Here is a 24,290-nt window from a genome sequence, read left to right on the forward strand (position 1 = left end):
AGTTTAGTTTTGAATCGTCAATGATAAATGAATTGAATTTTTAAAATCTTAGTATGTAGAGATTATGAGTTGTTATTTTACAAAAGCAAATCTATTCAAATACGTAAGCGGAGCAATTCTGCTAGTATTGTTCTCTTCTATTCAACTATTTGCACAAGACCTTATTATTAGAGGTTCTGTGAATGATGAAGAGAAAGCTCCACTGATTGGAGCCTATGTTATGGTAAAAGGTACTACTATTGGTACAGTTACTGATTTTAACGGTAAGTTTGAACTGAAAGTACCTAGTAAAGAGAGTGTTCTTGAAATTACGTCCATTGGGTACACTACTCAATTACTAAATGTTGGTGATAGAACTACATTTGATATCGTGATGCTTTATGATACTGAAGCATTGGAAGAAGTAGTTGTAATTGGATACGGTGAACAGTCTAAACGTGAAGTAACTGGTTCAATTGCTCAAGTGAAATCAGAAGATTTAGACCGTTTAGCTACTTCAGATATTGGTACAGCACTTCAAGGTCAAATGGCTGGTGTGAGTGTTAGATCAGCAGGTGGTTCTCCCGGTGCTAATTCAACGATCACGATTCGTGGTGTAACCTCGTTCCAAGATGGTGGTTCAGAACCACTTTATGTTGTGGATGGTGTAACGTATACTTCTAACCCCAATATTTCTCCCCAGGAAATTGAGTCATTAGAAGTACTAAAAGATGGTGCTTCTGCAGCGATCTATGGTTCAAGAGCTTCAGCAGGTGTAATTTTGATTACAACAAAAAGAGGTAAAGCAGGACAAATGAAGGTGAATTATGATGGATACTACGGTGTTCAAAAAATTACTTCAGGTGTTAACTTGGCCAACACAAATGATCATCTTTACATCAACAAACTTACTAACTTATTAAAAGAGTCAGGTAAGTTTAATCCATTGGAACAAAACAAAAACGGTTTGTACTATGATACAAACTGGATGAATGAGCTTCAAAATGATATGGCGCCAATGCAAAACCACAGTTTAAGAATCTCTGGTGGTTCTGATAACTTAACGTACAACATTACAGGTACTATTTTTGATCAGCAAGGTGTTCTTATCGGATCAGATTATGCTCGTCAAACAGTGAGAGCAAATACAACTTACAAGAAAGGTAAGTTACAGTTCCAAGTGAACATGGGACTTAACAACAGTATGGCTAATAAAGAACCTTGGGCTTTACAATATGATGCAATCAAGCAGTCTCCTTTCTTACCAGGAATCCAGCCAGGTGATACAGATGTAGTAGTACCAGGTGCTAACCCTGAAAACATGGGTCGTTTCGTTGGTAAATTAAACCAAGTGAACCAAGAAGCAATCAGTGGTTACAATGGTAATGCTCGTTTAAATTATGAATTATTCAAAGGATTTAAGTTAAACGCAAACATTGGCGGATCAGTTTCAAACAACAACCAGAAGCTTTTCGAACCTTCATATAATGTTTATGATGAAGATGGATTACCATTACCAAATGCATCAAATCCATATGCACAACTTAAATATACAGATTACAAATACGTTCGTACAATCCAAGAATACACTACGACTTACAACAGAAAGTTTGGAAAACATAAAGTAGGTTTTGTAGGTGGTGTTACTTTTGAATCATCTCAAGGAAATAGACATTATATATTTGCTAGAGACTTCCCTAGCAATGATACACAATCAATTGGCGCTGCCAACGAAATAGTTGCAGCAGACGAAAGATATTCTGAAAATAAAAATATCGGTATTCTTGGTCGTGTTCAATATGCTTACGACAACCGTTATTTATTCAGTGCTTCGATCAGACGTGATGGTTCATCAAGATTCCACGAGGACAATAGATGGGGTACTTTCCCTTCAGTTTCTGCAGGTTGGAATATTTCAGAGGAAAAATTCTGGCAACCAATCAAGAAGTACGTTTCTAACTTCAAAATTAGATATGGTTACGGTGAAACAGGTAGTGATAAGGCAGGTCAAGGTTTGAATAACTTAATGGCTGACCTTCCTTACCAATCAATCGTAACTCCTCAAGTGGATTATATTTTAGGTAGAGAAGGTAGTGATTACTTATATTTCGGTTCTATTGCTCCAACATTCGTAGATAAAGCGATCCGTTGGGAAACTAACATCTCACAAAACATTGGTATAGATACTGAATTCATGGAAGGACGTATTACTTTATCAGTTGATATGTACCAAAACGACAAACGCGACATGTTATTAGCAGTACAGATTCCTCCATCAACTGGTGCGACATCTTCAAATAACTATGACAGAGTTTGGCAAAATGTTGGTAACCTTTCAAACCAAGGCCTTGAGATTGCATTAGGTTATAATAACCACTTCGGTGATGTGAAGTTCTCAGTGAACGGTACATTTACAAGAAACGTAAATAAAGTAATTTCGCTTGCACCTTCAGTTGAATCAATCTCAGGTGGTAAACCAATGCTGATTAGAGATAGTGAGCCCACTACATTCTTAAAGCCAGGTTATACTGCAGGTTCATTCTTCTTGATTCCTACAGATGGTACAATCCAAACTGCTGAGGACTTAGCAGCTTACCAAAAAATGATTCCTTCAGCTCAAATGGGTGACTTGAAATATATCGATACTAATGGTGATGGTCTAATTGACCAAGAAGATCGTCAGTACATGGGTTCAGGTACTCCAGAATGGGAAGCAGGTCTTAATATGAATGTTGCTTACAAAGGTTTTGACTTAAGTGTTCAGCTATTCGCTTCAGTAGGTGCAAAAGTATTCAACGGTTCAAGAGCTTATTCATACTTGACGAAGAGAAATGCAGAACTTGTAAATGCATGGTCGCCAGCCAACCCGACTTCAAATATCCCAATGCCGAGAGATGAGATCGAACACTTCAACACTCGTACTTTCTCAGATTACTTCTTAGAAGATGCTAGTTACTTAAGAGTTCAAAACATCGCATTAGGATATACAATACCAAAAGCTGTTATCAGCAAATTGAAGATGAACAACTTAAGATTTTATGTTAGTGCTCAGAATCCATTCACATTCACTGATTATACTGGTTTTGATCCAGAAGTTGGTTCACAAAGTATCTTCTTAAGAGGTGTTGATAGAGGTAACTATCCAATTTCAGCAGTGTACAGAGGTGGTCTTTCTCTTGAATTCTAAACTTACTTACAATCATGAAATTTATATCTAAAATATTTGTCGGACTTGCCTTATCAGCTGCACTATCAAGCTGCTCAGACTATTTCGATGTTGAAAATACAAATACAATTACTGAGGCTTCTTTCTGGCAAACAAGAGAGGATGCGTTTAAAGGACTAATGGCTACATATAGTGGTCTACAAGGACATGGCGTTACAGGTGGTACTTCTGCAGTGAATACGCCGGTAAGATCTGATACAGGTAGACCAAACAACTGGAATGCAGGTGCACAGTCTTTACAGAAGTTATCTTTCAACGATAACACTAACGTAGTAAAAGAAAAGTGGGCTGATTTATACACAGCTATCCTTCGTGCCAACCAAGTAATTGAAAAAGTACCTGGTATTGAGATGAATGAGGATGAGAAAGCATTATTTATTGCTGAAGCTCGTTTTGTACGTGGTTTATGTTATTACTGGTTATATTCTACTTACAACCATGGCAATGTAATCTTACATAAAACAGTTCCTGCTTCGAAAGAGGATTTTGCAAAGCCACTATCTGACAAAGCGGATGTTTTAGCATTCTTATTAGAAGACTTACAACACGCTCAAGCGAATCTTCCTGAAACATGGGAAGAAAAATACGTGGGTCGTGCAACTTGGGGGGCTGCTACTGGCTTCTTAGGACATGTTTATATCAATGAGCACAACTATGAATTAGCAAAGACGGAATACAAGAAGCTAATCGACAGATCTGATTTGTATCAATTGACTCCTGAAATCTCTTGGAACTTTGATGCAGAACACGAATTTAACTCAGAATCTATCTTTGAAGTAGCTTTCTCTGCAACTCAAAAACCTGGTTCAGGTGCTGCAGGCTCACCAGATGGTCCTACTGGATCTGAAGGAACTACAAGAGCAAGAACTTTAGCTCCAGGTGAAGCAGGTGGATGGAGAGTTGTAATGCCATCATATTGGATGACAATGCAATTGAAGGAAGACCCTATGGATCCTAACGATTCAAGAAATAATGGTCGAGTTTATTCTTTAAGATGTGAAGCTTCAATTGCAGTAGCAGATGACGGTACTACTTTTTACACTAAAGATGTAGAGGACATGGGATTCAATAACAGTGAAGCATCCTACTTAAGAAAGTTCCAAAATCACCAGTTTGAAAATGATGGTTTAGGTGATGTATATAGCTCAGGTATCAATGAAAGAATCATTCGTTTGGCTGATATCTACTTACTATATGCTGAGTGTATCTTAGAGTTAAGCGGTGACGGTGCAGTAAACGAAGCTACTAACCTTGTAAACTTAATCAGAGCGAGATCTGGTGTAACTCAAATTGACCCAGTAAACTACACTGCAAAGTCATTGATGGAGCATATTATGTGGGATGAGAGACCAAAAGAATTAATGTTTGAAGGTCATGACACGCGTTGGGTAGATTTAAGACGTTGGGGTAAAGTAAAAGAGCAGTACGAACGTTTATCTAAGTTAGAATTTATCTTACAAGATAAGAATTTAAGATATGCTACTGTTGATGATGTTGATCTTCCAAAATTACAAGAATATGGTGAAGGAGCTGCTACATATACTCCTCTAGTACATGATTACTTCCCTATTCCTGTAGACGAAGCACTTACTAATCCTAACATTAGCCAATAATTTAAAAAAAATTAGAACATGAAAATTCTAAAAAATATATCACTTGGAGTGATTGCTTTAGTAATAGCTCTCACATCCTGCCAAAAAGATGAGGTTGTACCTTATGGTGACTTCCAGGATATTGCCATCTTTTCTCCTTATGCAGGCAAAATTACAGTAGAAGTGAATCAGCAGATTTCAATTGCTGATGGTTCTAAAGGTTTTGTAGATAGAAAATGGACCGTTCCCTTCCCTTCTTACTTCTTAAATAATGAGGATTCTGTATTGACAGAAGAAACTGCTTTTGTGAAATTTATGGAAGTAGGTGAAATTCCTTTATCCATCCAATGGCAATTCCAAGATTCTACAGGGTCTTACATGCAAGATTCTACATTTATGGTTTCAGTACTTGATACCATAACTACAGATTTTGCTGTAACTAACATTGCTGGTAACTATACAGAAGCTGATGGAAAATATGTTGTTGAAGCGGGTTCTATCGTTACAATGACAGATACATCGTCAGGTAGTCCTGATACTTACCAATGGTTGATTGATGGTCAGTCAGAAATTTTAGAAACAAAAACTGTTGAGGTTCAATTCAAAAAACTAGGTACTTATACTGTTGGATTAGTTTCTTCGAGAAAAGAGCCTTATGGTCGTCCAGATAGTTTAGTAGTGTGGGATTTCATTGAAGTTATTCCTTCTACTCTTCCTGTAGAGCTTACTGGTGTTAGTGAAAGTTCGAACCCTGGTTTTATACAATTACAGTTCTCTAGAGATATGGATGTTATTGATGCTAATGATATTTCTGCTTTCACTGTGAAAGTAAATGGCGTAGCAGGTTCAATTAAAACAGTACAATTGAATAAAAATGATGCAAGTATTGTTGAAGTTGTAATGGAAAATGACATTTACAATTCACAGACTGCAGTTGTTTCTTATGATGCTTCAGCGGGTAGTGTTCAGTCTTCTGATTTTGTTAAATTGGAGACATTCACTGATGAAAACGTCATTGTTTATGCGAAAAACTTGCTGAATATCAATCCTGATTTTGAGGATGGTAATTATTCTCCTTTTGATGATCTAAACCTTATCAAAGGAGGAGTTAATTTAACTGTTGTTTCATCTGGAGCTCAATCTGGTACAAATGCTTTAAACATTGTAATGGATGAAGGTTCAAATGCTCAAATTAGCATGAATGATGGATTCTTCTCTCTAAGCAAGGATAAAACATACGCTTTAGAATTCTGGGTGAAAGTGAAAAACAATCCTGGTGGAAACGGTCTTCAAATGACTTGGAGAGTAATGCCTAGTGATGGTTGGGCAGATAACTATAAACAATGGTTGGGCGTTTGCTGTACTGACCAATTAAAAGCTGATAGTGAAGGTGTTTGGCAAAAAGTTCAAATCTTGACAGACAAGCAACCTCCTGCTGATTGGGATAGTGCCAAGATTAACATACAAGTGTCTAGTGGTGCTGGTGGACAAACAGAAATTGAATTTGATAACTTTAAACTGTACGAGTACGAAGTGGCTCCAGCAGAATAATATAAATCAATTGAATTAATAAAGCAGAGTATCCGTATGGGTGCTCTGCTTTTTTGGTTTAATAGGTTTTTTGAGTTAAGAATGAAGATTTTTTTTGGTTAAGAGTTAAGAGTAATGGTTCGTGGTGTGGTTCGTAAGTTCTATTTGTGATGGTAATTGAAATTTGTCTAGAGACGATTTTCTCAAATCTTTAAAAAATTCACACTACAAACCACTTCAAGAGCCACAACAAGAACCATCATTATTCATTCTTAACTCTTAATTCTTCATTCAATACACTACCGTTCTAAACGTCAAATTGATTCTTGGCTTTACAATCCTTTTACTAACAGGAAGGGAATGTACCCAATGTTTCTGCGTCTCTCCTTTCATGACTAAAAGTGAACCGTGTTCAAGCAGGAGGTTTACCTTTTCTTTTGTTTCTCTATGTTTGAATGAAAACTTACGCTCTGCCCCTAGCGATAAAGAGGCTATAGCACCAAACTCTTTCATTTCCTTTTCATTGTCGCTATGGTACCCCATTCCTTCACTTCCATTATGATAAAGGTTGAGCAAGCAGGAATTATAAGTTTCCCCCGATTTTGCTTCTACAATTTTCAGTAATTGAGTTAGTGAATCATTAAAAAGGTGTGCTATTTTCTTGACTTTTGAATAAGTGTATTCGTAAGGTTGCAGGCCGTACCAGGCCATTTTGCGTTTGGTTAAAATCTCTTTGCCAAACATTTTGATTAAATCAGACTGCCAATCTATGGTATCATTCAAAAGGTTGTAAAATGATGTAGCTTCATTATAAGGAAGCACTTTTCCATAATAATACACCTCCCCTTCGTAAGGCAACAAATTTTGAGCTTTATCAGCGGTTTGATCAAATAATGAGAGCATAATTTTGGTTTGTTATTAAGTAGTCCAACAATTAAAATTGTGTATTAATTATATGACTACATTTAGTTTATTCAAGAAGTCTTCTGCTTTCTCTAAAAGTAATTCTTTTTTTTCTGTATTCATATTATCGAAATTTCTTAAAAGCATATTGATACGAGGGTTATTGCCGATTTTATCTCGTTGCTTGTCCATAAAACGCCAAAATAATCCATCCCAAACCAACTGCCAGTCTCCTTTTTGATAATCACTCATTTTCATAAGGTAATTACTACTACTGATATACGGTTTGGTGGACATTAACCCTCTGTCTGCAAACTGACTCATGCCATATACATTCGTGACCATCACCCAGTCATAAGCGTCTATAAACAGTTCCATAAACCAGCGGTAAACACTGTTGGGATTGAATTCACAAAGCAACATAAAATTACCGAGCACCATAAGTCTCTCTATATGATGACAATAACCTGTGCTCAACACTTTCTTAATCGTGATGTCCACTGGCCTTATACCTGTTGTTCCATCATAAAATGAAGGTGGGATTTCTTTATCAAATCTAAAATAATTAGAGGTTCTTTCTTCTCTTCCCTTCGCTTCATAAACACCTCTAATAAACTCTCTCCAGCCGATGATCTGACGAATCAATCCCTCTGCTGAATTAAGAGGAATATTATTTGCAAAAGTAAATTCCTTAATCCTTTCTATTACATAATCAGGAGTCAGTAAGCCGGCATTGAGTAAAGGTGATAGTAAGCTGTGATACAATACACTTTGATGGCTTACAATTGCGTCCTCATAAGTACCAAACTCTAAAAATCTTTCCATTAAAAACGATTCTAGCCACTGCTTTGCTGAGACAAAATTAGTTGGGTATAGAAAATTACTATTCATTATGCCATAATTGCCTGAGAAATTTTCCTCTACATACTCCATTGCTTCCGTTGCATAGCCGTCTTTCTTACAGAAAGCTGTAAAAGGAGGAATCTTTTTCGCTGGATATTTTTTCCTATTCTCTTCATCAAACGACCACTTCCCTCCCACAGGTTTTTTATCCTCTGTGATCAATATACGATGAGCTATTCTTTGTTTTTTATAAAAATTAGCGTGATAAAATTTCTTCGCCTTTGCTTTAAAATAATTTGAATTTTCCTCAGCATCATTTAAAAACATAGGTGTTTTAAGTTGTCTCAACTTTAGTTTGGCTTTCTCAGATGAAGCGATCAATCTACGGCTCAGCCAATCATCTACAGGATCTATATATACTATTTCTTGAGGGTTCTTTTTCCCTAATTCTTTGATCACATAATGTATATCTGATACCTCCGCATTTTCCGCCTTCCTATACACCACTTCATATCCTTTTTCTTCAAGAAAGGAGGCATATTGCATCATAGAAGTCCTATGAAATAACAGTTTTTGTTTGTGAAACTTATATTGATAGAAAAACAAATACTCCTCTACCAATACATAAGTATTACAATCTGTATTGAATAAAGGAGAATTTTCAAATAATTGATGAGGAAAGACAAGTGCAATCATCTAATTTAATTAAACCGTTTTTGATTTTATATTCCGGGTATGGAGTATTAATATATTTTCTTTTTCCTGTCTGACTTCCGGTGTTTTCTTGAAAGAATAAATTTTAGTACGGGCTTTCTTCCCACTCACTTTCAAGTCAACAATTGGATCAGGATACTTAAAGTTTTTAATGCCAATAAACGCCTTATCCAAAGAAGTCATTTGCCAAGGTTCATGAATAAAACGTGTGGGAATTTCTTTCAGTTCAGGCACCCATTGTTTTATAAAAACACCTTCAGGGTCATGATCTTGAGATTGCTTGACAGGGTTGTAAATTCTGATGGTATTAATACCGGTAGTTCCGGCCTGCATCTGAAACTGTGTAAAATGTATACCAGGCTCATAATCCAGGAACAATTTTGCGAGGTGATATACTCCATTTCTCCAATCTTGATCCAAATGATGACATAAGAAACTCACCAGCATGGCTCTCATTCTAAAATTAATCCACCCTGTAGCATGCAAACAGCGCATACATGCATCAACCATAGGATAGCCTGTTTTACCTGTTTTCCACGCTTCCAAAAACTGCTTATTGTTTTGGTGATCCAAATTTTCAAATGCCCTGTTTAAACACTCCTGCTCGTAAGAGCATTGGACTTCAAACTTCTGTATAAAATGACAGTGCCACTTCAAACGGATCAATATTCCATTAAAAGAACGCTTATATTCAGCTCTGTTAGGGTGATCTTTTATATGCTGATAGGCTTGTTTTATCGAAATATTGCCCCATGCTAGATAAGGCGAAAGTCTCCCACAACTTTTTCTACTTTCCAACGGTTTCGAAATAAATTTGCTATAGTACTTACCTCTTTCATTGGTGAATGAATTCAAGTATTTCCAAGCAAACGTCTCTCCAGCAGGTTGGAATTGTTCACTGTAGTTTTTGATGACATTTCTAAACGAAGCCGGTAAGGGATATAAATTAGCATACTCCACTTCTTCCCGTATTGAATATTTATTTTCTACTACGGGCTGTTTCATGGTCACGTACCAATCTTTGTCCCAGTTATCTCTATTGATGATACCCCTTTTAATACCATCTCTTTGAAATTCGTTCCATTTGATATTATTCCCTTGAAAGAGTGCTTTAATTGCTTTGTCTCTGTCATAGGTCAGCTGTATGCCACTTTCCTGATAGCTAAATACAGTATCTACATCAAATATATTGATCAGATAATCAAATATATCTACAGCATCACCGTAGGTCATACTCACTTTTTTATTGTAAGCCGACAAGTGATTATTCATATCAACAATAGAGTGAAAAGCAAATTGCAAGTGCCTGGAAGAGGTATCATTATACATCAGAATTCTTGTTTCGAAGATGTAGAGAATGAGGTAAGGTAAATCACTTTGTTCTGCAAAATGTAGTGGAAGATGATCTTGTGTTCTAAGGTCTCTTTTCAACCAAACGATGTTAATTCTTTGCTTTTCATTCATAATCAATAAGTTTTTTTGCTGATATTGTTGTTGGTTATTAATCTCTGTCTGCTACATTTAAATCTGCTTATCTCGCTTGACCGTTTCTTGAGGTGTTTACTGCTGTCTTTTGAGTGTACTCTTTTTCTCCATCTTTTAAAACTTTGCCTTTTCATTTCATTACGCATCAGCTTTACCACCTCTGCTTCTGATAGTCCGAACTGTACTGTTATGGCTTCAAATGGTGTTCTGTCTTCCCATGCCATTTCGATTACACGGTCAATTTCTTCGTCATTTAGTAGCAATTTCATAAGGTGTTAACTAAAGAAATAAGATATTGTTTTAGGATCATCTATTATTAAAAGAATTAATCTTAAAACTGAGGCAAAAAAATAGACGTCCTCTAAAAACAAAGGACGTCCATCTAAAAAATACTTTGACAAGTAGATTTATTCTATACTGAATTGTAAATCCATAATTTTAGTGTAGTTAGGTGACAAAAGTTTAGCATAAATCTTTTCCTTCATATTATTACCTGAGAATTTACTCCTATACATTTTCAATTCCTTCAATTTTAGGCTTCTAAACTCATCAGATAAAGTCTCTAATTTTGTTCCAGATAGGCTTAAATATTCCAATTTTGGAAGTTGAGCTATATCATTCGGGAGGGTTTCTATATTCATACTCTCAATTGATAAAAGTACTAAATCTTTGTAGTCACCAATAAAATCAGGTACTTCCCCAATATTTAAATAAGCGATTGAAAGACTTTTAAGAGGTAAATTTGCTAAACTTTCTGGCAGAGTTGTGATACATTTAAGGAAACGAAGTGATAAATTTTCTAAAGTGCTCCATTGGCTAATTTGATCAAAGGAAGAATTATTGAAACAATCACAATGTGCCACTTTTAGTGTCTTTATATTAGGAGCTTCTACAGCATGAATTGTTTCAAAATCACATTCATGTATATCCAAAGTCTTAAGTGAAGGATAGTTCCCTTTTGGAAAGACTTTTTCTGTCAGTGATCTAAGCTTAAGTTCCTCTAAATTTGGAAGCCCTTTAAGAATCTCTTCTAAATTATCACCCATAAAATTAAGAAGAGAAAGAGACTTCAAATTCGGTAATTGGAAGGGGACAATTTCTCTAATTGGATATGTTAAATCTCCATCATAAATAAACAAACCATGTCCTTCTAAGTGTAACTCTGTTAGATTTTGAAGTGCATCTATATGGTTTACAGTGTGAACACTCCCTCTAAACTTAAAGCTCGTGAGCTCTTTGATATTCCTTAAACTTTCAGGAAAGGATTGTATATAACCCTCATTATCAACTGTATTCTTAGAGAGTATATGAAATGCTATTTTTTTAGTTTGAAGCCTGTCTATTTTATCGAAATTGAGGATATCAGATCTTGAACACACAAAAGAGTTCAGCTGAATAACTTCATCACCTATCTCTACTAAATCCACATTGTCTATTTCAAGCAGATGAAGCTGCTTAGGGAAAAGATCCGTATTTACTGTGCCACTGCATGATTTGATTTTTATTTCTTTTAAATCCTCACAAAGTGAAATAGTACTCAAAAATGATTCTAGTCCTGTCACTTTTTCAATACTTAACGACCTCAGGTTTTTAAGATTTTCTATTCCAGGTGTATTGCAGTTTATATTCTTAAGTACTAAATGCTCTAAACTTGGAAAACAATCTGTATTCTTGATTAAGTGGGTGTAGTACGCATTGTTCGAAATAGTCAAAGAAGTACCATGAAAAACCTTTTTATCCGGTGGAGTTATAGTGATATGACCATCTTCTATGTATAATATTTCCATTAAAGGTGAAAATGTAATAGTGCCATCAATTTCCTTGAGTGCAGGAAGTCTTTTTAGGCGTAACATTTTTAAGGAAAGAGATACCATACTCTCAGGAAGATGTGTAAAGTTATCACAACCACCTAAATTGAATTCCTCAAGATTACTTAGTTTACCCATCGTTTCTGGCAATGTGATAAGTTGAGGTATACCACTGATATCCAATTGCACAAGACTTTTTAGTTCACCAATACTATCTGGCAGTTCTTTTAAGTTAGTACATCTTACTAATTCTAACTCTTTTAAATGTTTTAAAGACCCAATACTTTCCGGTAATTGAGAGAGGTTTTTTATCGAAGAAAGTCTCAATACTTCTAAGTTCGGTGGTAAAGAATGTTCAGTTATTTCATCAATCACAACTTTGTTCAGCTCCAATTTTTTTAATACCAATAATTCAGAAAACCATGGTTCAATACCCAAGTTCTCATTCAATCCCCTAGTCCACATATCGGCCCCCAATTCTAGAGTTTCCAAGTAAGGTATATTTTTGATACCCTCAGGAATTTCTTCCAAAACGTTGGAATTAACCATGAGTACATTGAGCGATTCTAAATCTGAGATAGACTGAGGTAATTCTTTCAATTTTGGCATGCTTAATTCTAATTTCTTAAGATGCACCAACTTGCCTAAACTTGAAGGTAAGCTATCATAATCACCTAAAATCTGCAATTCTTCGAGGGAAATCAACTCACCTAATTCCTCTGGAATGCAAGAGAAAGTATCTTTATATATACAGAATTTTTTAACTCCATTAAACTGTTTTAGACACTGTATATTATTCGCTAATTTTTTAAGTGTGGAGGAGTTGGAAAAATATAAATTATCAAATTCTAAAAGATTAAATATTTCACCTAATGGTAAATGTGGATCAATTTTACCAAAAGAAAGTAAAGCTGAAACCGTCTTCTCAATATCATTACGTTCCCCTGTAACAGGTATTTTACTCCTACTATTAAACGCTTTGAGTGTTTGTACACTAAAATTATTTTTAAGAATTTCTTTTATTTCCTCTACAATAGTATTGTCTTGTGTCAATTTGCCTATCAAAAAAATAGGAGCTATAAAATTTTGAGGAAAACCTTGCAATTGCTTCAAGTGATCCCAATATAAATTGGGTTGAAATTTGTCGAAATTCATTTTCAAAAGTTTGTTTTTTATAAGCCGAAATAAGGTAAACAGCATTGAAATTCACTGTCTCAGTCGTTTATTCTATCATTGAAGATTTATCATTCCAGCCGTAAAATATTAAAAAAGTAATATTCTCGAATATAAGGATTATTTACTTATTAAATACTGAAAAAAAATCCCTATCTGCTCTTCATCTTTAGAAAAACAAATAGGGATCTTTTGTATCTTATTCAATCGGCTTTACGCCTAATCGTCTGTGTTTTTGGGAGCTTTCATGATAAAGAAATACGCCAAAAACCATACGCCAATAAGAATTGAAAATACCATTGGTGAATACTCTACTTTTGGAGCTTCAATGTCATGCCCTTGAGTTCTATAAATCACACCCAACGTCGTCAACAACAATCCGTTAATTAAAGTTGCTAATCCTTTTGTCCAGCCTTTTATAGACTCCAAAAGTTGTTGTTGTGTTTCTTTTGATTGTAGCCATTTTGCCTTATTAGGCACCAAAATCAGTTGTTGTGGTAAATGTAAAACACTAGCACCCAACCCTGCTAAGGCAACATTTATAAAAAGCAAAATTCCCATTGAACTATAGAAAAAGTCGCTTTTAGACATCACCATTGCACTTTCGTTCTCTGTAGCACCCATTACCATCACTCCGCTGTCAGGAAAATAGATATATGCCAACAAAGAATATCCTAGGAAAATGAAAAGGGAAAGTGCCCAAATAAATTTGATGTATTTCATTCTGAAATCTAACTAATGTTTGATGTTTCGGTTTAGTGGCGTAAAGATATAGCTTTTTTTAAATGAATAATTAACATTGAATAATGAAAAATCACCTTTCTAAAAGAATTAACATTTTCTGATTTGTTATAGGGAGGGGGATTTTAGTTAAGAGTTTAGAATGAAGAGTTAAGAAATATGGTTCGTGTTGTGCTACGTGATGTAGTTTTTCGTAGGGATGTTGCATTGCAACGTCCACTGAACCACAACACGAACCACATTTTCCTTCATTCTTCATTAAAAAATCCCATTTCTTTTGTCCTAAATACCTGATAAGAATAAAATATCGTGCACCATGACTAGAAGTCATGGGCTTATGGGAAGCTACAACATTTTTCAACTTTCATTTTAAACTAGTTATGTCTCAAAGGTTTATAGTTTTTTAGCTCATTTAAATACAGTTATTATAACCAAAAGTTGAGCGATGAGTTATCTTCCCATAAGCCCATAATTTCAATTATGGGTCTACGAAACATCCGTTTTCATATATCCTCGCACCTAATAAAAAAAGAAAAAATGTATTCTGTTGTTCACTTTTGATTTTTAATTCTTAACTTAATTATAAGTACTAATATAATTCTCAGTTAGTGCTTAAAACATAATAACACAACACATATAATCATGAATTATTCAACTAACCAAAAATCTGCCTCTCAAACTTCACTTAAATCACTCACCCAACAGTTACTTGACAACAGAGAACGGGTTTTTCTCGGTGGTGGAGAGAAGAAAATTGCCAAGCATAAAGGCAAAGGCAAAATGACTGCAAGGGAGAGAATTAGCTTTCTGCTTGATGATGAAAATGAGGCAATTGAAATTGGTGCTTTTGCCGGTGAAGACATGTACAAAGAACATGGAGGTTGCCCTTCTGGAGGTGTAGTCGTAAAAGTCGGAAAAGTATCAGGTAAAAACTGCGTGATTGTAGCAAATGATGCTACTGTAAAAGCAGGTGCTTGGTTTCCTATTACAGGTAAAAAGAATCTTCGAGCACAGGAAATTGCCATTGAAAATAAAATACCAATAGTATATCTCGTCGACAGTGCTGGTGTTTACTTGCCTATGCAAGATGAGATTTTCCCTGATAAAGAACATTTCGGTAGAATTTTTAGAAACAATGCTGTAATGTCTGCGGAAGGTATACCACAGATTGCCGCCATTATGGGAAGCTGTGTGGCCGGTGGGGCTTATCTTCCTATTATGTCAGATGAATCGTTGATTGTTGACGGAACGGGCAGTGTTTTCCTTGCAGGTTCTTATTTGGTGAAATCTGCTATAGGTGAATCCGTAGATAATGAAACGCTTGGCGGTGCCAGTACACATTGTGAAATTTCGGGTGTGACCGATTATAAATGTGAGAATGATGAGGCTTGCCTTAATAAAATAAGAAACCTAGTAGATAAAATGGGTAACTCTAATGAAGCTGGCTTTAATAAAGCCACTTCAAAGGCCCCTCATAAGTCAATGGATAGCATTTATGATGTTTTCCCTGAAGACCGCACCAAACCTTATGATATGCTTGAGGTAATTGAAAGAATTGTGGATGATTCTGATTTCGAGCAATACAAAGAAGGTTATGGTCAAAGTATCCTTTGCGGTTATGCCAGAATTGACGGATGGTCTGTGGGAATTGTAGCCAATCAGCGTACAATTGTAAAATCAAAACAGGGTGAAATGCAAATGGGCGGTGTGATCTACTCTGATTCTGCAGATAAAGCCGCACGCTTTATCATGAACTGCAATCAGAAAAAAATACCACTGTTTTTTATTCATGATGTTACAGGTTTTATGGTAGGGAGTCGCTCTGAACATAATGGTATTATTAAAGATGGTGCAAAAATGGTCAATGCCATGGCGAATAGTGTTGTTCCTAAATTCACTTTAGTCATTGGCAATTCTTACGGTGCGGGTAATTATGCGATGTGCGGTAAAGCATATGATCCTCGATTAATGTTAGCATGGCCAACATCTCAGCTGGCAGTGATGAGTGGCAAATCTGCCGCTACAACCTTATTACAAATCAAAGTTTCGACTCTTAAAGCACAAGGCAAAACCATTGATAAGGAAGAGGAAAAGGCTATGTTTGATGAGATAAAAGCAAAATATGACAGTCAATTATCTCCTTATTATGCTGCCGCTCGACTTTGGATTGATGAGATAATTCAACCAGAAGAAACGCGTCAGTATATTTCAAAAGGCATTGAGATGGCCAATCAAAATCCTATTGATAAACGTTTTAATGTTGGTGTTATTCAAACTTAAAAATCATATTTGAATCACCACATCAATAGCCCACGACTTAGGTCGTGGGCTATTGATGTGGTGATAATTTTTTAATTAACAGTCTTTTAAGCATTTGGATATTTAAAATTGGAAGTTTTGGATTTTCTTTTTTTGTCTACTCAGCGTTAGAATATCATCACGTAGCTATGGCTATGTTATTCTATTCTGCCTTGATTAGACTAAAAAATTATGCTCCAACTTATCCCAATTTTAAATGTTCAAATGCTTTATTCAATGTTATAAGACTGTTTTTTATATCAACCTACTTCCTAAAAATGAAACACAGCCTTACATATTATATTATCAAAACTGTACTTCAACTAAAAGGTATAAAGAAAGATTTCAGCAAAGATCCTATTGACTACTTGAAAGTACGCAAAGGAGATATTCACCACCCTAAGGGTACATTCTACAAACAAAAAAATATAACTTCCTTTCAAATATTAAATTCAAAAATCACTGAGATAAAAACGCTTGATGCCCCAGACAAAATTGTGCTTTTCCTTCATGGCGGAGCATTTATTTCAGGTCCTGCTGAACATCATTGGGAAGTATTGAAAACCATCGTAAAAAAAGGAAAAGTAAACGCTTAGATGTGTAATTATCCCAAGGCACCTGAACATAAAATTGAGGAAGTGTCAGAAAACATAGATAGGGTTTATGAAAAACTCACACAACGTCACCCTTCCAGTAAAATATTACTAATTGGTGATTCCGCAGGGGGAACATTAGCTACCGCACTGACACAAAGACTAGTACTCCAGAATGGAAAATTACCATCTAAGTTGATTTTATTATCTCCAGTAATGGACGCTTCAATGAGCAATACTCAAATTGATAAAATTGAACCTAAAGATCCTATGCTTTCTACAGTGGGCGTACGAAGTGCTAAAAAAATGAGTGCTGGTGAAAATTTAGATGATCCTAGAATTTCTCCACTAAACGGTCATTTTAATGGCTTTCCTCCCACCTTATTTTTAATGGCTGAACATGATGTCACCTATCCTGACCAAGTATTGACCGTTGAAAAGATGAAAGCATCTGAAATGAAAGTTGAAGTCATTAATGGGGAGGAAATGCCTCATATTTGGGCTTTCCTCCCTGTAATGAAAGAGGGTAAAGAAGCATTGGATAAGATTATTGAGTGGATTAAGAATGAAGAATGAGGCGGTCCGTGCACAGCTGGTTTTGGGTTATTAATAATATCTATTGAATTAAGTATTTGAGTACTATGACAAGAGAAATAGGTTAAAATCCCGTACACCATGACTAGAAGTCATGGGCTTATGGGTAGCTATCCTATTTTTCAACTTTCATGATAAACTTGGTATACATAAAAATTTATAATCTTCATTTCCTTTTTAAAATGGTATAGACCAAATATTATAATCAAAAGTTGATAGATGAGTTATCTTCCTAAAAGTCCATAATTGAAATTATGAATTTACGAACCACCCATTTTCATTTGCCCTAATACTTGCGTTATTTCTAACAACAGGCTGTTCCATTATTCTCTTCTACGATTATGATACAATTTTACCTAGCATTCAACAGCCTATTGCATTAGAGAAACAACACGAACCACCTACATTCTTCATTCCTAAAGTGACACTGTAAAACGATGATTGGGCTTCAATACCTCGTCTCTATATTTCAACTGATGATAACCTTTTACAGTATCAACCAATTCCCATGACCATTCGACATGTGCCACTTGTGACAACTGCTTTGATATGCCAAAATATGTAGCACCTCTTCCTACATTAATGGTATAACTATTAGCAATAATTCTTTTATTACTGTTTATTTCTTTCGTAGCGGATTTAGTAGAAGGTGCTGATGGAGACGTTTCAGAAATTGCATTATTTGTGAAGCTCAACAAACACACTGTCAACATGGTAATTATGAAATTTCTCATTATATATTCTGTTTAAATTACAAACTCTTACTGTTTACAATCACTTTGTGATCGTTTGATAGTTCAAATTTAGGTAATGATTATTTTTTAAACAAATTAAATGTTTATTTTTTTATCATTAATTGTAAATTATTTAAACAGAGAACATTACCGAAGTATTTTCATTAAAAATTAGACAAAAAAAAGAGGTGCCAAATTAATGACACCCCATGGAAAGCGTTCTTTCCTTTTTTGTGCATGCGCACTTAGGCAGAATACTTCGATATATTTTTAAATTAACCAATGGCTAATTATTTGTTCGATACCTTGAATGAATGAACTTCAAAGTTAACACCCTTGAAGTTTCTTTGATGCAAAGGTAGTATAATAATTGTTAAGGACCACAAAAGAAATCACAGTTTTAAATCTTCTTCTTAAAAAACACTTTGTAGTCAGCTTTATAACTTTGTGAGGTAAGATAGATTTTCAAATCGGCCTTGTACAATTCATCTACCAAAATCCAATCAGCAGTGGTCTCCCATGATTTTGAGGAAATCACCTTATCTGCTTTATAAGCCTGATCTACAGATACAACTACATAATCCGCTTTCCACTGCTCTGTAACGATAATCACACGAGGCTTATCAGCACTCTCTTCTCCTATCGATTCACAGCTTACAAAGACTAATAATGAGAGGCAAAAGCAAAATTTCAGTAAAATATTTTTGTATAAAGGCATAACTTGATTGTTTAAGTTAAGTACTAGGACAAATGAAAAAGAATATTTCGTAGACCCATAATTGAAATTATGGGCTTTTGGGAAGATAACTCATTGATCAACTTTCGATTATAATATTTGGCTTATTCGTATTTAAATAGATTTAAAAACTGTAAACCTTTGAGACATATCAAGTTTATAATGAAAGCTGGAAAATGTTATAGCTTCCCATAAGCCCATGACTTCAGTCATGGTGCACGTAATTATTGTTCCATTTCTTTTGTCACACTACTTATGAAGCCTGGTTAAAAACTTCCATATCCATTTGCTTCTCCTTCTTAGAGATAAATGTTGCAGCAGAAGAAACCCCAAAAATATTAGTGGCTGTTCGTCCCATATCAATCAATGAGTCTACAGATAATACAAATGTCAGTACCATTCCCATCACCTCTGGTGAAATACCCATAATGGTCATTGCTGTAATGGCTGCAAATGATGCAGTACCTGGTAAACCAGCAATTCCAAAGGAAGAAATAATCACAGAAATAAACATTGTGATAATTACACCCGGCGATAAAATATCTATTTGTTGAATTCCTAACGCATTGGTTACACCTACTGAAAGTACTATCATAAATACGGGCCACATTGCACCACAGGCATTCATACCCATAGTTGTTCCTAATGAAGCGGAAATATTTGCTGTTTCTGTATCTACTCCATTACGTTCAGTCAAAGAATTAATTGTAACAGGAAGTGTCGCTCCTGATGATTGTGTTGAAAAACCTGTAATAATTGCAGGAAGCAGATTCTGGAAATGCTTCACAGGATTATTTCCTACAGACAACTGTACCAACATATGCATACCAAAAATCAATGCCATAGTTAAATAAGATACACCAATGAAAATTGCTAAATCACCAAATAGCGTAGGTCCGTTTTTAGAAACTGCAATGGTCATTAAAGAAAATACACCATAGGGCGTCAATTTAATGATGGTCATTGTAATGGAGTTGATAATGATCTTTGTGCTATCCAATAGGCGAATAATTCTTCCCATCTCTTCGGGCTTACGTTTTTCCATTCTTCTGATGGCTAACCCTATTAGAAGTGCGATCAATAACGTTCCGATAATATTATTCTCAGAAAAGGCTTCAAAAATTGAAGTAGGAATTTTCTGTGTAAAACCATAAATCACTTTTCCCAAAGAAGCATCACCAATACTCTCAATTCTATTGGCATAACCTGAAGCAATACTTTCTTCTGACAGCTTTGTAACATCAATTAGTGATGAAAAATTAAAGAAATTGGCCATCATAAATGCAATAGATGCCGCACCTGCTATAGACACAATAAAATAAGTGATCACCTTTCCTATTCTGTCTCCAATATTTGATTCCTTATTCAAATTCACCAGAGTAGATGTAATACTGATAAATACGATAGGTACAATCATCAATTTCAGAAAACGGATATATACATTGGAAACCGTTTTCATATAATATTGTAATTCCTGATAGGTCTCTTTAGGTAAAAATTCAAAGAGTCCCCAACCAAAAAGAATTCCTAATCCAATGGCTGAAAGATTGCGATAATGAAATTTAATTTTTCGATCCGATAAAAGTTTTAAGACACCGAGGAGGCCTACAAAAGCTAGTAAAGCTATGATTAAATACATGTAATTTATTTTTGATAATCTTAAATGGTGGAGAAATGTACTGAAAAAAAATCACAAATTATCAGAATTAGTAATTGTTTGAAGTTGATTTCATTTATAATAATTTCGAAAAAAATGACAAGGGTGTAATAATTTCATTTTTGAGCCACTAACCAAATAAAAAAAGTATTGTGAGCAGTGATTTTTATACAACGTACATTCAGCCTCATAGTGGAATTATCATTAAGATATGCCGTGCTTATACCAACACTCAAGAGGATTTTGAAGATTACTATCAGGAGGTTTGCCTGCAGATATGGAGAAGCAAAGACAACTTCCAACAGAAATCAGATTGGTCTACTTGGGTGTATCGATTATCGGTGAATGTTTGCCTGACATTGCTGAAAAAGAAGAAAAACAATGTTCAGAATTTCGCCAGCGATTATTTACCGCCGGAAGTGGAAGCGGAAACGAAAGTGTTTGATGATGAGGACCTCTCTCTTCTCTATGATGCTATCCGTAAGCTTTCCGAAATCGATAGAGCCATTATTCTACTTTACTTGGAGGAAAAAAGCTATCAGGAAATTGCTGAGACATTTAATGCTACACCCAACAATATTGGGGTGAGAATCAAAAGAATTAAAGAACGATTAAAAAAATTATTACATGGAAAAGTCAATTGAAAACATCTGGAAAAAAGGATTTATTAATCAAGAAGCATTAGTAGCACCCAAAATCAATGCACTCTATGAAAAGAAATCCATCAATTTTGTTGATAAATTTATTCGAGATTTTAAGATCAATCTTTGGGCAATTGCTATATTTACTATTGTCCCTATCGTTTTGAGTATTATCGGTAATGTTTTAGGCTTAGGAATAATCATTTGTTTGGCACTTTGGTATGTGGTGTACTACGGACAAAAACAGCTTACTGTGCTTCAAGGATTAGAAAAAACTAATACAAGTTATGATTATATCAAACAATTTGACGCTTGGTTGAAAAATACAATTAATGGTTATACAAAAATTTATAGATTCGTTTATCCATTAGTACTTATTATCTCAACTTTGGGCGTTTGGGAAGCATTTTTGAAGCAAGAAATAATTGAACATTTTGAAGCTTCAGAGTTGTTGTGGGGAATGCCCAAAACGGGATTGCTGATGGTGGCAGTCGGAGCTGTTTTATTGGCTGTTTTCACTAAGAAAATATATCATTTTGATATGAATCTGGTATATGGGGCTCAATTCAGGAAATTGAGAGAGATGATTACAGAAATGGAGGAGTTGAAAAATGAAGAATAAGAGCATGTGCTGAGCATCTCAAAAACTAAAATTAATATATGGAAGGAACTTATTATCTAAGTAAAGAAGGAGTTGAAGAATATGTCAACATGGCCAAAGAGGTTAATAGTGAACCGCTGATTGAAAAACTAAAAGAACATCTTGCACCTCAAGCTATGTTGTTGGAATTGGGGTCTGGTCCCGGAACAGATTGGAGAATTTTGAGTCAGACTTTTACTGCAGTAGGTTCTGATTATTCAATGGAGTTTGTAAAATACCTGAAAAGAAATAATCCTGCTGGTACTTTCCTTCATCTCGATGCGATTACTTTAGATACTTTTCTTCGTTTTGATGGTGTTTATGCCAACAAGGTGATGCAACATCTTACAGATGATGAAATCAAAAGGTCTTTAGAAAAACATACTGTTATTTTGAATAAAGGTGGAGTTATTTGTCACTCTTACTGGAAAGGTGAAGGAGACGAAATCCACAAAGGCCTTTTTGTTAATTATCAAACTGAGGAATCGCTCCAAGCTTTATATGAAGAGCATTTCGAGGTTTTAAAAATAGAAACCTACAAAGAGTTTGAAGAAGAAGACTCTTTGGTCATTATAGCAAAAGTTAAGAGGGAAGAATGAAGAATTAAGAGGGAAGAGGTGGTTTGTGTTGTGGCTTTTAAACGATAAGTACTACCACAGAAGGAATAGGTTAATGTACCGTGCACCATGACTAGAAGTCATGGGCTTATGGGAAGCTGTCCCATTTTTCAACTTTCATAATAAACTTGATATGTCTCAAAGGTTTACAGTTATTACATCTATTTACAATATGGATAAGTACTAAGCCAATTATTATAATCAAATGTTGAAAAAAGAGTTATCTCCCCAAAAGCCCATAATTTCAATTATGGGTCTACAAAACACCCGTTTCATTTGTCCTAGTACTTGAGTCATCCTGAATCTCAAAGCAAAATCTTTTCAATTTAAGTTGATTGAAAGAAATACCCTCACACCTCTTCCCTCATCCTTCTTACCTCTTAACTGTAAAAGGTGATTTCAATTGCATGAAGTCACCTTTTTTTAGTGACATATATTATCAGAAAATCACATTATAAGTGTAATATTTACATATATAAATTAATAAGCCAATCAACAACCTAAAAATAATAAAGCCATGGAACCCGACATTTATAATTACCTGATCAATATAGAAAATAGACACGTTAATGCACCTGAATCTAAAGGGATGATTGTTACACTGTCTAGGAAATTTGGCACCAATATTAGACCTGCCGCAGAGAAATTAGTTCAACAGCTCAATGAAGAACAAGTGGGGTTTGATATGCTCAAAAGACCTTGGAAACTCGTTGATAAAACTGTATTATATCAAATTTCAAAAGAACTTAAAGTAGGCATTGATAAGCTCAATGAGTTTGTTCCTATACAAAACAAAAGCATTTTTGAACAAATCATGTATGGGCTAGACATCTATCACAATAAACTTGATGATAATCTCAGACAAGCATTACAAACAGTAATTAATTCTTACCTGGAAAGAGGAAATGTAGTTTTCTTAGGAAGGGGAGCAAGCTTCTATGCTCAAGGTCTTGAAAATAGCCTCAAGATTAAAGTAAAAGCTTCCGACCAATACAGATCCACTCAATATGCTCTGAAAAACGATCTTCCAAAAAACTATGCCATCGAACTCGTTAAACGCAAAGCTAAAAAACGTAAAAACTTTCTGAAATTTATATCCCAAGCTATTCCGATTACCTATGATGAGATTATCGACAGAGAGAATATCTCATACGATGCCCTTGCTGATGAGCTTTTTACTCTTGTTAAAATGAAAGAGTATGAAATGCTCAGAAATGTATAGGTGAACAAAACAGTTGTACAGTTAAGATTCGAAATAGTACAACTGTAAAAGTACTCTATCTAATTACAACACTTTTTTGACATCAAGATCCTATGGTATGCTAAATCGCTTCGGTTTAGCATACTTTGTTTTGAAGTAATTATCGTCAGATTCCAATTTACATTTCTACATGCTTTCTTCGTTCTACTTCCAAACTTATTTCCTCTTCATTTTTCCATTGATGAAAAACGAAGCAAAAAATTTAGGCTTTGAATTATAAAAGTTAAATTCCATTCCTCTCGCCTAAATGATTTTAAACTCCCCAAAGCTCAAACAGGAAAATCATTTTTAACGGCTCAATCCATGAAATTCTTAACACTTTTCCCTTCAAGGCCGGGGGAGTACTACCAAACGAATTAGGTAGAAAGCCCACTGGCGCGAATGTTAAGCGAAAGCGTCATTCGTGCCCTACAGATCACTAGAAATCTCCTGATTTCTAAATACCATAAATATTCGAAAGCTTTCAGTTGTACTATTAGATATTAAAAGGCCTAAGAAACCTGCATTATTAAAAGACAAAGTCAA

General features: G+C 35.0%; 19 protein-coding genes. 10 read left to right on the forward strand and 9 right to left on the reverse strand.

The window, feature by feature from the left end; all coding sequences use genetic code 11:
• The first annotated feature begins 64 nt into the window (after positions 1 to 64).
• From HHU12_RS09420 to HHU12_RS09430, 3 genes are read left to right on the forward strand one after another with little or no spacing between them, the layout of a single operon-like run.
• Positions 65 to 3,166: a SusC/RagA family TonB-linked outer membrane protein gene (locus HHU12_RS09420; protein WP_169656492.1), complete on the forward strand. Its 3,102-nt coding sequence runs from the start codon at positions 65 to 67 to the stop codon at positions 3,164 to 3,166.
• A gap of 14 nt (positions 3,167 to 3,180) precedes the next feature.
• Positions 3,181 to 4,818 (forward strand): RagB/SusD family nutrient uptake outer membrane protein, encoded by a 1,638-nt coding sequence (locus tag HHU12_RS09425; protein WP_169656493.1) that lies wholly within the window; start codon positions 3,181 to 3,183, stop codon positions 4,816 to 4,818.
• 18 nt (positions 4,819 to 4,836) lie between these two features.
• A complete protein-coding gene (locus HHU12_RS09430) occupies positions 4,837 to 6,348 on the forward strand; it encodes a hypothetical protein (RefSeq protein ID WP_169656494.1) in 1,512 nt (503 codons plus the stop codon).
• Between the two features lie 270 nt (positions 6,349 to 6,618).
• Here HHU12_RS09430 and HHU12_RS09435 read toward each other — a convergent pair whose 3' ends face one another.
• The 6 genes from HHU12_RS09435 to HHU12_RS09460 form a co-directional block, all read right to left on the reverse strand.
• Entirely contained in the window at positions 6,619 to 7,230 is a 612-nt protein-coding gene (locus tag HHU12_RS09435) for an alpha-ketoglutarate-dependent dioxygenase AlkB family protein (protein WP_169656495.1), read from the reverse strand.
• Positions 7,231 to 7,278: 48 nt separating this feature from the next.
• Entirely contained in the window at positions 7,279 to 8,769 is a 1,491-nt protein-coding gene (locus tag HHU12_RS09440; protein WP_169656496.1) for a cryptochrome/photolyase family protein, read from the reverse strand.
• 9 nt (positions 8,770 to 8,778) lie between these two features.
• On the reverse strand, positions 8,779 to 10,251 hold the full coding sequence (locus HHU12_RS09445; RefSeq protein WP_169656497.1) for a cryptochrome/deoxyribodipyrimidine photo-lyase family protein: 1,473 nt from the start codon (positions 10,249 to 10,251) through the stop codon (positions 8,779 to 8,781).
• A gap of 2 nt (positions 10,252 to 10,253) precedes the next feature.
• A complete protein-coding gene (locus HHU12_RS09450) occupies positions 10,254 to 10,541 on the reverse strand; it encodes a TIGR03643 family protein (RefSeq protein WP_169656498.1) in 288 nt (95 codons plus the stop codon).
• A 138-nt stretch (positions 10,542 to 10,679) separates the two neighbouring features.
• A complete protein-coding gene (locus tag HHU12_RS09455; RefSeq protein ID WP_169656499.1) occupies positions 10,680 to 13,235 on the reverse strand; it encodes a leucine-rich repeat domain-containing protein in 2,556 nt (851 codons plus the stop codon).
• 237 nt (positions 13,236 to 13,472) lie between these two features.
• Positions 13,473 to 13,976, reverse strand: a complete 504-nt coding sequence (locus tag HHU12_RS09460; protein ID WP_169656500.1) for a hypothetical protein — start codon at positions 13,974 to 13,976, stop codon at positions 13,473 to 13,475.
• A gap of 660 nt (positions 13,977 to 14,636) precedes the next feature.
• On the opposite strand from HHU12_RS09460, the gene HHU12_RS09465 reads away from it, so the two are divergent.
• The 3 genes from HHU12_RS09465 to HHU12_RS35015 all read left to right on the forward strand — a co-directional run bounded on the left by HHU12_RS09465 (position 14,637) and on the right by HHU12_RS35015 (position 17,461).
• Positions 14,637 to 16,274, forward strand: coding sequence for an acyl-CoA carboxylase subunit beta (locus tag HHU12_RS09465; protein ID WP_169656501.1), 1,638 nt, complete (start codon positions 14,637 to 14,639; stop codon positions 16,272 to 16,274).
• A 296-nt stretch (positions 16,275 to 16,570) separates the two neighbouring features.
• Positions 16,571 to 16,888, forward strand: a complete 318-nt coding sequence (locus HHU12_RS35010) for a hypothetical protein (protein WP_205959836.1) — start codon at positions 16,571 to 16,573, stop codon at positions 16,886 to 16,888.
• Positions 16,889 to 17,461, forward strand: a complete 573-nt coding sequence (locus tag HHU12_RS35015; protein ID WP_205959837.1) for an alpha/beta hydrolase fold domain-containing protein — start codon at positions 16,889 to 16,891, stop codon at positions 17,459 to 17,461. It begins immediately after the preceding gene.
• 434 nt (positions 17,462 to 17,895) lie between these two features.
• Here HHU12_RS35015 and HHU12_RS09475 read toward each other — a convergent pair whose 3' ends face one another.
• From HHU12_RS09475 to HHU12_RS09485, 3 genes are all read right to left on the reverse strand, one after another.
• Positions 17,896 to 18,213 (reverse strand): hypothetical protein, encoded by a 318-nt coding sequence (locus tag HHU12_RS09475; protein WP_169656502.1) that lies wholly within the window; start codon positions 18,211 to 18,213, stop codon positions 17,896 to 17,898.
• 400 nt (positions 18,214 to 18,613) lie between these two features.
• Entirely contained in the window at positions 18,614 to 18,931 is a 318-nt protein-coding gene (locus HHU12_RS09480; RefSeq protein ID WP_169656503.1) for a DUF6150 family protein, read from the reverse strand.
• Positions 18,932 to 19,202: 271 nt separating this feature from the next.
• Positions 19,203 to 20,588 (reverse strand): cation:dicarboxylate symporter family transporter, encoded by a 1,386-nt coding sequence (locus tag HHU12_RS09485; protein WP_169656504.1) that lies wholly within the window; start codon positions 20,586 to 20,588, stop codon positions 19,203 to 19,205.
• Between the two features lie 170 nt (positions 20,589 to 20,758).
• Here HHU12_RS09485 and HHU12_RS09490 point away from each other — a divergent pair, with 170 nt between their 5' ends.
• The 4 genes from HHU12_RS09490 to HHU12_RS09505 all read left to right on the forward strand — a co-directional run bounded on the left by HHU12_RS09490 (position 20,759) and on the right by HHU12_RS09505 (position 23,726).
• Positions 20,759 to 21,250, forward strand: coding sequence for an RNA polymerase sigma factor (locus tag HHU12_RS09490; RefSeq protein WP_169656505.1), 492 nt, complete (start codon positions 20,759 to 20,761; stop codon positions 21,248 to 21,250).
• Positions 21,234 to 21,869 (forward strand): hypothetical protein, encoded by a 636-nt coding sequence (locus HHU12_RS09495; protein WP_169656506.1) that lies wholly within the window; start codon positions 21,234 to 21,236, stop codon positions 21,867 to 21,869. Before HHU12_RS09490 ends, HHU12_RS09495 begins: the two co-directional genes overlap by 17 nt.
• A gap of 38 nt (positions 21,870 to 21,907) precedes the next feature.
• On the forward strand, positions 21,908 to 22,486 hold the full coding sequence (locus HHU12_RS09500) for a class I SAM-dependent methyltransferase (RefSeq protein ID WP_169656507.1): 579 nt from the start codon (positions 21,908 to 21,910) through the stop codon (positions 22,484 to 22,486).
• 535 nt (positions 22,487 to 23,021) lie between these two features.
• Entirely contained in the window at positions 23,022 to 23,726 is a 705-nt protein-coding gene (locus HHU12_RS09505) for a cytidylate kinase-like family protein (protein WP_169656508.1), read from the forward strand.
• The last annotated feature ends 564 nt before the right edge of the window (positions 23,727 to 24,290 follow it).

It is taken from the genome of Flammeovirga aprica JL-4 (assembly GCF_012844305.1).
Classification (GTDB): Bacteria; Bacteroidota; Bacteroidia; order Cytophagales; family Flammeovirgaceae; genus Flammeovirga; species Flammeovirga aprica.